We start from the raw sequence: 12,745 nt of genomic DNA, 5'->3' as shown, positions 1-12,745 counted from the left end.
CTTTTTCCTTTTATTAGCAACTAAAATTAAAGTCATTCTGATCCATCATCAACAGATCTGCATTAACATGCTTAAATCTGCTAGGGATTTTAATTTCATCTAAATTAATAGTTTTATTATTTAACACTTCCTCTAAAATAAGAACAAAGCTTTCGATCATTAATGAAATAGTTTTTTTGTTGTATAGATTTTTACTATATTCAAATTCGACTTTATAGCACTTCTCCTGCTCAATAATTCCAACCGTAATATCAAATTTCGAAATAAAACCTAGATCGGTATACTTTTCAAAACAAAGATTTTCAATGTTAATCTCATCGTCTTTACTGTTATGCATAAAGAAGGAAATATTAAAAAGTGGATTCCTATCCATAACTCGTTTAAGTCCGAGTTTTTGCACTAAATCATCGAAAGGATAATCCTTGTTCTGATATGCCGACAACGCATTATTTTTTACATCTGCCAAAAATGTAGTGTATGCTGTGTTCTTACGCACTTGATTTCTCATGGGCAGGGTATTTACAAACATTCCAATTATATGCTCTGTATCCGAATGCATCCTCCCATCTATAGGCGTTCCAATTACAATATCTTCTTCATCCATATATTTAGAGAGGAGTATGGTAAGAACAGATAAAAATATCATAACCACAGTGCTTTTGGTTTCGTAGGCGAAATCATTAACCTTATTAAATAGCTCTTGATCCAAATTCATGGTGATCCTTGCGCCGTCAAATTCCTCACCTTTTAAAACATCTTTATCGCCCTTCAACCCCTGAGTAGGTATGAAATTTTTGAATTGAGCTAACCAGTAATTTTCTTGTCTCTTCATTTCCGCAGAATTAAGAATGCGGTTATGCCATTCTGAATAATCTTTGTATTGAATTTCTAGTTTTTTCAGTTTATCACCTTGATACAAATCAACGAGTTCACGCTTTAATATTTCAATTGAAGAACCATCTGAGATAATATGATGCATATTAAATAGCAATAAATACTCCTCTACTCCCAGTTTTACCAACCCTACTCTAAACAGCGGAGCCTGAGCTAAATCAAACATCAAATTAAAATGTTGAATTCCTTTTCTAGTATCTCTATCTTGCTGCTCCGAATATATAATACTGAATTCGATGTGCTCATGGATTTTTTGTACCAGCTGATCATCAACAATCTCAAAGGAAGTTCTTAAGGATTCGTGTCTTTCGACTAACTGCTTAAATGCTAGCTCAAGCCTTGCTATATCTAAGTTCCCGTTTATTAGTAGGGCATCAGATAAATTATAAGTTACTTTGTGCTCATCCATTTTTTGTAGAATAAACATCCTTTTTTGAGCCGAAGAGGTTTCATACCATATTTTTTTACTAACTTTATTAATTGATTCATATCCGCTAATGGACTGATGGGAGATATATTCGGCGATCCCCTTTATTGTTGGGTTCTCAAATATTTTTTGCACAGGAATATTAACCTCGAATTCTTTATGAATAGAAGTAACTAATCTTAAAGCAGTTAACGAATTTCCACCCATCATAAAAAAGTCATCTTCTATTCCTACACGTTCTGTTTCTAGTAAATGCATCCATATTCGCATAAGTTTCTCTTCCATTGCATGAGTCGGAGCTACATAATTGTTCCCGCTCTTCATGTTTGGAGATAGTCCAATTAATACATTTCTATTCAATTTTCCATTGGAGTTGAGAGGCATCTCAGTCAATTGAACATATTGAGAAGGTAACATATATTCTGGTAATTTATCGGATAAGAAACTCCGAATCTCTTTCACTGTGAGATCTCGATTACATACTATGAATGCATTGAGATACTTGTTACCAAGCTCATCTTCTTTGTCTAAAACCACTGCATCTAGAATTTCCACGTGTTGTAATAGCCTATATTCAATCTCACCAATTTCTATCCTATGGCCTCTGATTTTAACTTGAAAATCAGTTCTCCCAATATATTCAATCTCTCCTTGTTCGGTCCATTTAGCAAGATCACCAGTACGATATAATTTTGCATCTTTAGTGAAAGGATGAATAATAAATTTTTCCTTTGTCAACTCTGCTCTATTGATATAACCTCTTGCAAGTCCAGTTCCTGAAATAAACAATTCACCTGGAACCCCGATCGGTTGCAGATGTAGATCTTTGTCTAAAATGTACATTTGAGAATTGAACAAGGGTTTTCCAATAGTAATTTTTTGTTTATATGTTATTTCCTTTACTGATGCCCAAACAGTCGCTTCTGTAGGTCCATACATATTGTATACTTTTGTGAATGGAAGCTGGTTCAAGTATAAAGTCAGTTCTTCTTGTAGCGCTTCTCCACCTAATAATATCTTTTTTACATGGTTTAAACAGAATAAACTATCGGGAGTATGAATTAATAACTTCATTCTAGATGGTGTAGTTTGAAGAAAATCTATATTATTGTCAGCAATGAATTCACATAATTTTTCTGCATTGTTTTGATCCTTCTTCTCGCAGATGACAACCCGCATTCCTTTGGTCAAAGGTAAAATATTCTCTAAAAAGAAAATATCAAATGATAAACTAGTTACTGATAATATACTTTTTGCTGTTTCGAATTCAATAATCTTGCTTACCGCGAGAATAAAACTAATTGCACTCCTATGTTCAATCATGACACCTTTAGGTTGACCAGTAGTACCGGAAGTATAAATGATATAAGCAAGATCTTCTGAGCAATTTATATTCTCAAGGTTGTCCACTTTGTGCTCATAGATGCTTCTCTCGTTTAAATCAACAAGTGTACCTTTAAAATTAAACGTCTCCATAAGCGAAGTTTGACTTAATACCAGTTCTGCACCACAATCCTTCAACATGTCTTGAATTCGTTGCTGAGGTAAGCTTGGATCTATTGGACAGTATGCTCCCCCTGCCTTTAATATTGCCAAAATTCCCACTATCATTTCTATGGAGGGCTCTACGATAATAGCGACGATACTATTAGGTTTAACGCCATGGTTTCTTAACCATTGTGCCAATGCATTAGCTTTATCATTAAGTTCACGGTAAGTTAACGCTTGACCACAATACACAACTGCATTCAAATCAGGCGTTCGAAATACTTGATCTTCAATTAGTGACTGCAATGTTTGATCTTCAGATAACGCTATCGGCATATCATTGAAAATATTCAGAACTTTTTGTTTTTCTTCAAGTCCCAAAAATTCAATCTCACCGACAGTGGTACCCTTCTTCGCATTAACAAAGGCTTCTAATATATTTTCAAGATAGTCAGGAAGTCTATGAACAAGCTCGTCACTTATTCCGTTTATATAGGAAATTTGAAGCGACAAATCATCAAAAGCTGTAATCGTTAAGGTTAAGTTATAATTGGTTTGTTCTTCTAAGGTGTAATCTTCAAGCTTGATGACGCTAGTATCATGCGAGTCAAAAGATAGGGGATAGTTCTCTATAACAACTAAAGAATTAAATGAATTTTTACTTTTACCTTCACCGGAAAATTCTTGTACTTTCACGAGAGGAGTATTCTCGTAATCCCCTCTATATTTGAGTTCATCGTTAACTTTATTTATCAGCCCCTGAATTAAGTGGTTTTTTTCACATTTAATTCTTATCGGAATTGTATTTATAAATAGACCTACAATATGATCAATATCTCTAAGAGGAACTGTTCTTCCTGAAACCGTCATGCCAAAAACGGAATCATCGGAGTTGTTCAGCCTTTGCAGAAGGACACCCCAAGCTGTATAAAAAATGGAGGCTAATGAAACATTGTTCTGTTTAGCCAAATGATGAAGATTCCTGCTCAATTCTTTCGAAAGTTTTTTTTCGAGTTTTTTCTTTATATGCGTATCACCGTGATAGTCAAACACATCATAATTCACTTCAATATTACTCAAATAATTATTCCAATACTCCTTATGCTCAGGGAAATTTACTGACTTGCTCCATTTGATATAGTCTTTAAAATTACTTTTACAAACGGAGATTTCGGGTGTCCCCCCCTTATATAAGCTGTTATATATACGCATAAAATCTCTTAAAATAATCCCATTACTCCAACCATCGTATAAAATATGATGATTACTGATAACTAATTCATAATATTCATATTCTAACTTTAATAATGTAATCTTCAACGTTTCTTCTGTGATATCAATTTGATTAAGATCTTTATGTTTCAACCGATTCTTTGAATGTAACTTTTGATCTTCAGTACAACTACTGAGATCATAGTAATTAACCTTGACCTTATGGCTTCTTAATACAATCTGCACTGGCTTATTTATCTTCTCCCATTTAAAAACGGTTCTGAGTGCAGCGTGCTTCGCTATAAGTAAATCCCATGATTTTTGCACCAATTCGAGACGTACATCTCCACGAAGTCTGATGCATAACTGTTCATAGTAATCCTTACTATCTTTGTCCTTGACATAATGGAACAATAACCCTTCTTGAGTAGGCGAAAGGTCCATTATTTCTTCCGTGTTCTCTCTAGTTAATTCCATATGGTTCACTCCCATTCTTTTTATACAACGTCTTAAGAATAAGCATTATAAAGAAAATGAAGATTACCAAATAAACGAGATATAAAGCTATTTCCATACTAAGTGGAAGCCAAATAAATACAAAATTCCAAGACAACCCGTTATAAAAAAAGTAAGGGATAAAGTAAATGAACACTGAAATCGCCAAAACAACGACGCTTATTATTATTATTTTAATTATGAATCGAATACCGAGTTTCTGTCGTTGTCTTCTCTTGATTTGGATATCTCTACCTATCCTTACTAACGCAACTCCAAATGCCACAATAATAATGACTATGATCATTATCAGTATGCTTGCAACAGTGTCTGCGACCTTATTCAGATCCGATGTAGCCGCAGGAGATTTATCCTGAAGCAGATCAAATATTCCTTGTCCAATAGAGCTAATATACATTGAATTTATATTGCCTAATACAATTACACCAATACCGTTTTTATTGAAAACAATATAAGATGAGAAATTAGGATTACTTCCATCATGAGAAATTTCTCCACTATTATTTCGTGAAATATACCATCCGTTCGCATAGGCCCATTTACTATTGGTAGCAATAGGTTGTGGGTTATGGTGTGAATTCTCTATCAGTGATCCCATAACTTCAGAATTTCCCTGAACCCCTATTTGTAATTTGGTCCACTCAGCCATATCCTCGATATTTGAAATGTAATATCCTGCTGGAGTATTGCCTCTATAGTTGGGTGCATTATACTCCAACAACTTTAAGAAACCGAGCTTATAACCTTGCGCTATTTCGCCATTCCACTGATTACTCGCATAGAAAGTGGTGTTTTTCAGTCCCATAGGATACAGGATCTTATCAATGATGTACTCTTCAAAAGGTTGGCCTGAAACCTTCTCAATGATTAAGCCTAAAACATCATAATTCATAGTCGCGTATTGAAATTTTTGGCCCGGTTTACTATCAAGAGCTGTATTCTCTAGTGTCCTAACAGTCTGTTCCAATGCGTTAAAATTGCTCGAAACAGGTATCTTATCAATGGTATGGAAGGGTATCCCGCTTGTATGATTTAGTAAATCTTCAATTTTCACATTCGCTTCGTGCCCCTGATGATACATCTTTAACCAGGGGAGATAGGTCGTAATATTATCTGTTCTCTTCAATAGACCTTCAACTTCTAGTTTGGCTATGCCTAAAGCAGTAAAAGCTTTGCTGTTCGAGCCAATCTCGAATAAAGTTTTCGAAGTCACGGGGGTTTTATGCTGAATATTCGCATATCCATAACCTTTTTGGAAAACTATTTGTTCATCCATCACTATGGCCACAGATAGACCAGGAATCTCACCATCTTCCATCTCTAATTTAATAAAATCTTCGATCTTTTGGGCATCTTCCGTAGGAAGACTTATAATTGTGTTTCCTTCAGCACAAGAGTTCATATGGGAATAAAACAATCCGATGATGAAAATAAGAGCAGTTAACAACAATCTAATTTTTTTATACATACTTTTCTCATCACCAGACTCCTAGTAGATTAGTGATTAGCTGTACAATGTATCCAAATCTTCTTGCGAAATATTAGCCGCATCAAAGTCTGAAGGGGTAAGAATTTTGTTATTCAAGGTGTCCAAATGGGAATTAATTTTAAAAATTTCTTGTTCGAATTGACTTAAAAGGTTTTGAATAGTCCTTTCTGAAAATCGATTGTTACTGTATGTTATGGCGATATTCAGTCTTTCTCCGATGATCATGCTATTAATATCAATCAATGTAGTCAGCTCATTGTTAGGAGCGCTATCTAAACCGCTTTCTATACTAGATATCTTGCCTTCGGCTAGTCTAATTACACTTTCATAATCACCTAGGTAATTAAAACGAATATTTTTTTCATAGGATTGTTTGTACTGTTTTTTCAAATACTTTAGTAATCCATAATTGAAGCCTTGACTTGGGATACTTCTTATCTGCTCTTTGAGTGTCTTAATTAAAATATCCATACTGTAGGTATTGGGTATTTGGAAACTGGCAGGATAGATTGTTGTGAACCAGCCTACAGTTCGGGATACATCAATCACAGAGTCAACTTCACGACCGTGTCTCTCAAGTTCTAAAAAAACACCTTGCCGGTTAAACACCTTGCTTATTGTTATGATTAAAGCAATCAATAAAATTTCATCAAATTTAAGGTTATAAAACTCAATACTTTTCATTGTTAAATTTTTCATCACTGCGTTTTCTATATACAAATTTAAGGTACGCCCAGTTATTACGGTATCCACACCTGCAGTGAAATCCGTTATTTTGGGATTATTGTTGTCCATACTTTCAAGTATGCTTTTCCAATAAAGCTCTTCATTAGTAAAGTCATTTTTGCAATTTTCATACAGCCATTCCGCCCACTCACTGTAGGAAGATGTTTTATAGGGGAGATCTATCTTATCACTGTCATCTTTTTCAGCTAGAAGCTTCATAAAATCCTCTATTATAATTCTCCAAGATATCCCGTCAACAATTAGGTGATGTGCAACAAATAGAAGAGCTTGCCTATTTTCATCCAAGTGAAAATTGGCTATGTGGAATAATCGACTACTCTGAATATTGATGCTTCTTCCTAATTCCATCCGAACGGTCTGTATTTCAGTTCGCTGCTGCTCAAGAGAACACAACGATATATCGTACTCCTGAATATGCGCGGGCTCATTTAAATAATCATTATTATAAAATAGTCGGTGGCCGTTATAGTTTGACCTCAACATATCATGATGGATAATCAGCTTTTTGAGTGAAGATTCAAGATTTGAATGGCTATAGGCATGCTTATACTCTATTAACAAATACTGAGTATAATAATCTTCATCTAAAAAATTCTGATTAAAATACCATTCTGTTATAGGCGTTTCCATAATCTCTCCTGTACATTCCTCCTCTGGAGTAGTGGCTCTGACAGGATTCAAAGATTGTACCTCCCTCATCATCATACGAATGCTATCATAAGACAAAATATCCTTGACCCTAATATCAAGGTCGTTGTCTTGCAGTTTGGAGGCAAGCTGAATAGCCTTAATAGAATCTCCACCCATTTCATAAAAATTTCGATCGATGTTAATTGGGACGTCACCGAGTACTTGTCGCAGAAGAGTTATTATTAAATAATCTGGTGAACCGACATGCGAATTTAAGCAATCCATGTTATGGTCATTTGCCTTGTGGGGCAAATGCAAGTTATCTACGTCCACTTTTCCATTAGGCGTTAACGGGAGCTTTTCTAAAAAAATAAAATTTGTAGGAATCATATAAACAGGTAGAAAGGCTTTTAAATACTCTCTCATTGCTGCTTCTGTTACTTCCTCTCTAGGAACGAGGTAAGCATTCAATATTTTATTTCCAGATTGACTATCCTGATATAGCACAACAGCGTCCTCAACAAAATTATTCTCCATCAAACAGCTTTCTATTTCTCCGACCTCTATTCGGTAGCCGTGTTGTTTGATTTGTTTATCACTTCTTCCAGTATATTCTATTACACCATTACTCAAATACTTGGCTAAATCATTCGTTTTGTACATTCGACTTTCTTTAATAAATGGGTTAGATATAAATCGTTCATTGGTTAACATTTCCTTGTTCAAATAGCCTCTTGCCAAACCGTCTCCGGAAATATAAAGCTCTCCGGGAACTCCATCGGGGACCAGATTAAGCTCATGATCTAAAATATAAAGCTGAACATTATCTGCCGGATGACCGATGGGTACTGAGATCCCTAAATCATTGCCAACTTCATATTTATATATCATGCAGCCCACTGTTGTTTCCGTAGGACCGTACTCATTGTAAATTTCAATGTTTCCGCCAAAGCTGGCGACGATATCCTTTGCCAATCCTACTTTCAGATCTTCTCCGCCTACAATAAATCTCTTTACAGATGAATTAGTGTTATCCAAATTTTTAATCAAACTCAAGTGTGCAGGAGTCAGTTTCACTACTGTTGCTACATTATCTTTCAAAATTTCATAAAGGATAAAATCCGATTCTTTACTGTTGTAAATAGCTATTACCGCACCAAAAACCAAAGGAGTAAAAATAGAAGTTACAGTAAGGTCAAAAGAAATCGATGAATAGAAGGCAAACACATCTTCTTGAGAGTTTAGATACATTTTTCGGGCCCAGCTTATATAATTAACCAACCCTTTCTGTTCTATAATTACACCCTTTGGTCTACCCGTTGATCCCGAAGTGTAAATTATATAAACTGCATTTTTCACATTATTTGTTATATTCAAGTTTTCTTTAGAATAATTATCAACTTTAAGACCTACTAAATTAATGACTATTCCGCAAAATGCCACTTTTTTATTCCAATCACTATCCGTCAAAATCACCTGGACATTAGAATCTTCCAATATGTACTTGATTCTATTGTCTGGATAGCTACTGTCTATAGGGAGATAGGTTGCGCCAGCTTTTAAAATCGCCATTAGTCCAACAATTAACTCTATGGAATGATCTAGCATCAGACCTACAATAGCTTCTTTTTTAACCCCGTTATCTATAAGATAATTGGCCAATTGGTTAATCTTTTCATTTAATTGCTTAAAGGTTATCTTTTTATCTTTTAATATTATGGCAACCCGATCCGGAGTCTGTTCAACCTGTTCCTCAAATAACTGAACGATAGTTTTATCACTCGGGTACTGACACGCTGTCGAATTTAATTCTAAAGATTTATAAATAATCTCCTCTTCATTCAACAAATGGATTTCTTTTATTTTCTGATTTGGATCATCTAGTAAATCTTGAAGTATTTTCATCATATTATTAAACATCGTTATGATATTTTGTCTACTGTACTCACTCTTCTTATAATCAATACTTAATTCTATTCCTTTCTCATCAGATTCTTGGATGACCAGTTGCAATGAGTAACTCTGGTGTCCGCTACAGTACTCTTGCACCTCCACATCCAAACTATCAATGCGATTATTGTATTCCATATTATAGTAATTGACACTCATACGGAATAAAGAATCATATCCCAATTTCCCTAATTCTAAATCTTTGATTAATAAATCATAAGGATACTTTTGATGCACAAAAGATGTTTTCAGCTTTCTATTAATTAAGTTGATAAATTCCATAATAGATAAGTCAGCATCTAATTTTAACCTAAACGGCATAGTGCTAGTAAACATACCAACCATATGCTTTTCGTGCCTGCCACTTCGATTAAAAACGGGAATACCCATAGTAATACTATTCTCACCTGATAGTTTATACGTGTAAATAAAAGATATTGCCAGAAACAAAGTATTTAACGAAAAACCATTTATGCTTTGGAATCTCTGAATGCTATCTCTTATAAATTCATCTAATTGGATACTTTCCCTAAGTCCATCAACAGATTCGAAAGTTTTATAAAGCATAGATTCATCAAGAGTAGTGAATTCTCCCTTCCAGAACGATTTATGTTTAGTGAATTTATCGGATTTTAAATAGTCATCTTCTTTTTTTATGTATTCAATAAATGAGGGGGCTTCCTGGTATTGTTTACCGTTATTATTTATCAATTCGCTGTAGATATCACAAACTTGTTTTTGAATTAATCCAATGGACCAACCATCGCATATCATATGATGGATTTTCAGCAGAACACCATATTCAAAATCATTAATTTTGTATATTGAAAAATAGTACAGTTGTGAATGATCTAGATCGAATTTCCGCGAAAAAATTTGTTTTACCCATTGCGTATGTTCATCTACAGGATTCATGAATTTGCTAAAGTCTAGAAAATCCATCAATATATATTCTATTTCCTGTACATATTGCATAATTTGTCCATCATTGTCACAGGAAAACCTTAGTCTCAACCCTTCATTTCTACCTATGGTGATATTAATAGCCTGTTGTAATAAATCGACATTTATAGAACCATTAATTTTTAAGCATCCACCAATATTATGAAGATGAGAATTGTAATTAATTTGCTCCATATACCATATTCTTTTTTGAGAATGAGTTAAGGGGTACAAGGTTTCTTGTGTCTTATACATAATTACTCCTTCCTGTTACTAATAAGTTGTTTAGTGCATTTTAAAATGATTGAAGTAAATCGATCCCATGCGAAGTAGTCCCAAATGTAAACAGCATCCATGGCGATCCGAATTTATGTACACTAATAAGATCATTGGCTTTTCTGGCCTTTTCGGTTGTAATGCAGAGATCTACTTCTTGATTCCTACATGATATTGCAGCATACGCATTTGAATTGGAATTTACGATTGTAACATTGGGTACTTTGTTAAGTAATGTAGAAGGTGAAGCGTGGGATGAAACCGTATACGATTCTTTTTGAGTTAATTCTTTGGTTGCTAGCTGCATTTCATCCAATTTCATGTATAAATGATCCATAAAAAAATAACAGTCACTATTCGAAAAATACAATTCACTTAATCGATTGTACACGGCACATAATACAAATACTGGAAAAGAATTAGGTTCCTGAATTTTTTTTGCTTTTAATATTGCTTCCTTCGGAGTTTCACATAAGATAAATTCACTTTTATGACTTATTTTTTTCTCTTCTGTCCACAGCTTTGCTGCTTCATAAATATTTGTACCTTCAGGACCCAATGCAAAAATATGTATTCTATTAATTTTCTCGCTCTGAAAGTAAGATTCTAATACATTAGAGTAATTGTTAACCTCAACGAAATCTTCTAGCTCTGCATCCATATCCAAATATATCTCATTCATTTTAAATCACCCTTTCTTTATATTTATAATTCACATCACTAGATACAAGTTTGTGGAGAAATATTTCTATAACTGAAATTATAAATCATTTATCCAATATTATCCCATACAATTGTGAATATTACGTGAAATATTCAACATACTTTTGGAGATTAACTCACGCTTCGCCCCCCTCCCCCACCAATGCGTATCCATTATCCCGCATAATTTCAGAGGATTTTAAAAGGCTCAAAACCAAAATTAGCGATTGAAAATTAAAACAGAGGAAAAACGAGGTAGAAATAGGAAAACATCTGTAAATCCTATATTGTTGTAAGTCCTACCTCAACAACAAAAAGGATATGATAGATGCCACTTCAGTATATTAATGAGCTGCTCGAATTACCAGAACTACAATTTCATAGTGTTCTCTTCATCCATAAATCAGAAGTACATTTGGAAGCCAAATCGGTAGCCTACAAACAGGTTTGCCCCTCTACCACTCCAAAGATGCGGTAAAGCGAGACGGCCGTAACACGCCGCGAAAAATTCGTCATGTCAGTATCTTTGGAAAAAAGTGTTTTTTGCACATTCCCTCGCTGCGTTTGGCCTGCTCGCGGTGCAATATCGGTTTTGTTTGGTCGTATGCATGGGTGAGGGCGAAAGAACGATACAGCCGTCTTTCGGCTCACAGACCGTACATCAGACACTCGGTTCCACAGTAGCACACAGTGCGAGAGTGCAAGAAGCTCCAGCTAGTATGGTTCAGCGCATGTATCAGAAAGCTCTTCCTGCAGAAAACGAACGTCTACTTCAGCTAGCATGGAAACAAGCAAAGGATCAGGCCGGGCTAGTGCTTTGTATCGACGACTTTGCGATTAAAAAGGGGCATATGTACAACACCGATATTCACGATCTTCGAGGTGAAACCATGTTAGTCCTGCTTTCGGGACGAAAACTGGACGCGCTACGCGCGTATGCCGAGCAGCATCCAGAATTCTTAAGCCTGAATCCCAAGGCTGCCATCATGGATCTGGCTCAAACCTATCACACCTAGATCAACGAGTGTTTTCCAAGGGCCATTCGAATCGTGACCGTTTCCACGTTCACGGGTATGACATTGAGAGTGTCCAAGCTGTTCGGAAATCCATTCAGTCTACTCTTTCTCCTCGGGCCAAAGGGATTTAAAAAGTCATCACCGACTAGTAAATCCACCGGTAGAATCGTTACCGGCCAAGAGCCGCGCTCAGTTAGATCACTTGCTGGCCTTCTCTCCGCTGCTGCGCGAGGTAGGGGAATGGAAAGAATCCTTCACCCGTTGATATGACTATTCGCCGAATTTTGATGTAGCCCAGCTTGGTTTTACTCGTTGGTGTCAGCAAGGGGAAGATATTCCTCATGAAGCCGTGTGAAGCGCTTTGAAGACGATGCGGAGCTGGGAAGAAGAGATCGTGAACTTCCATCACTGCCTTTTAAAAATTGGGGAAATAACGTGCAATAAAGACAGACTTCT

The 12,745-nt window shown here is 35.4% G+C and carries 5 protein-coding genes and 1 pseudogene; 2 read left to right on the top strand and 4 right to left on the bottom strand.

The window, feature by feature from the left end; all coding sequences use genetic code 11:
* Window positions 1-13 precede the first annotated feature (13 nt).
* From NSS94_RS04320 to NSS94_RS04305, 4 genes are read right to left on the bottom strand one after another with little or no spacing between them, the layout of a single operon-like run.
* Entirely contained in the window at window positions 14-4,498 is a 4,485-nt protein-coding gene (locus NSS94_RS04320) for an amino acid adenylation domain-containing protein (RefSeq protein ID WP_341038736.1), read from the bottom strand.
* The gene (locus NSS94_RS04315) at window positions 4,485-6,005 is read right to left on the bottom strand and encodes a serine hydrolase domain-containing protein (protein ID WP_341038735.1); all 1,521 of its coding nucleotides are present in this window, start codon (window positions 6,003-6,005) and stop codon (window positions 4,485-4,487) included. The genes NSS94_RS04320 and NSS94_RS04315 overlap by 14 nt, the downstream gene beginning before the upstream one ends.
* Before the next feature lie 36 nt (window positions 6,006-6,041).
* The gene (locus tag NSS94_RS04310; RefSeq protein WP_341038734.1) at window positions 6,042-10,550 is read right to left on the bottom strand and encodes an amino acid adenylation domain-containing protein; all 4,509 of its coding nucleotides are present in this window, start codon (window positions 10,548-10,550) and stop codon (window positions 6,042-6,044) included.
* 40 nt (window positions 10,551-10,590) lie between these two features.
* Entirely contained in the window at window positions 10,591-11,232 is a 642-nt protein-coding gene (locus tag NSS94_RS04305; RefSeq protein ID WP_341038733.1) for a hypothetical protein, read from the bottom strand.
* Between the two features lie 488 nt (window positions 11,233-11,720).
* Here NSS94_RS04305 and NSS94_RS26190 point away from each other — a divergent pair.
* A pseudogene (locus NSS94_RS26190) lies at window positions 11,721-11,807 on the top strand (hypothetical protein); the annotation flags it as partial.
* A gap of 2 nt (window positions 11,808-11,809) precedes the next feature.
* Window positions 11,810-12,289 carry a transposase gene (locus NSS94_RS04300; protein WP_341038732.1) on the top strand — a complete coding sequence of 160 codons (480 nt, stop codon included), beginning with the start codon at window positions 11,810-11,812 and terminating at the stop codon, window positions 12,287-12,289.
* Window positions 12,290-12,745 lie beyond the last annotated feature (456 nt).

It is taken from the genome of Paenibacillus sp. FSL L8-0644 (assembly GCF_038008165.1).
Lineage (GTDB): Bacteria > Bacillota > Bacilli > Paenibacillales > Paenibacillaceae > Paenibacillus > Paenibacillus polymyxa_D.
This window is presented reverse-complemented; position numbering and strand designations above follow the sequence as displayed.

Coding starts and splice junctions, on each gene's coding strand:
- NSS94_RS04310 (WP_341038734.1), bottom strand. CDS start 10,550: ATGTATAAGACACAAGAAACCTTGTACCCCTTAACTCATTCTCAAAAA.
- NSS94_RS04315 (WP_341038735.1), bottom strand. CDS start 6,005: ATGTATAAAAAAATTAGATTGTTGTTAACTGCTCTTATTTTCATCATC.
- NSS94_RS04305 (WP_341038733.1), bottom strand. CDS start 11,232: ATGGATGCAGAGCTAGAAGATTTCGTTGAGGTTAACAATTACTCTAAT.
- NSS94_RS04320 (WP_341038736.1), bottom strand. CDS start 4,498: ATGGAATTAACTAGAGAGAACACGGAAGAAATAATGGACCTTTCGCCT.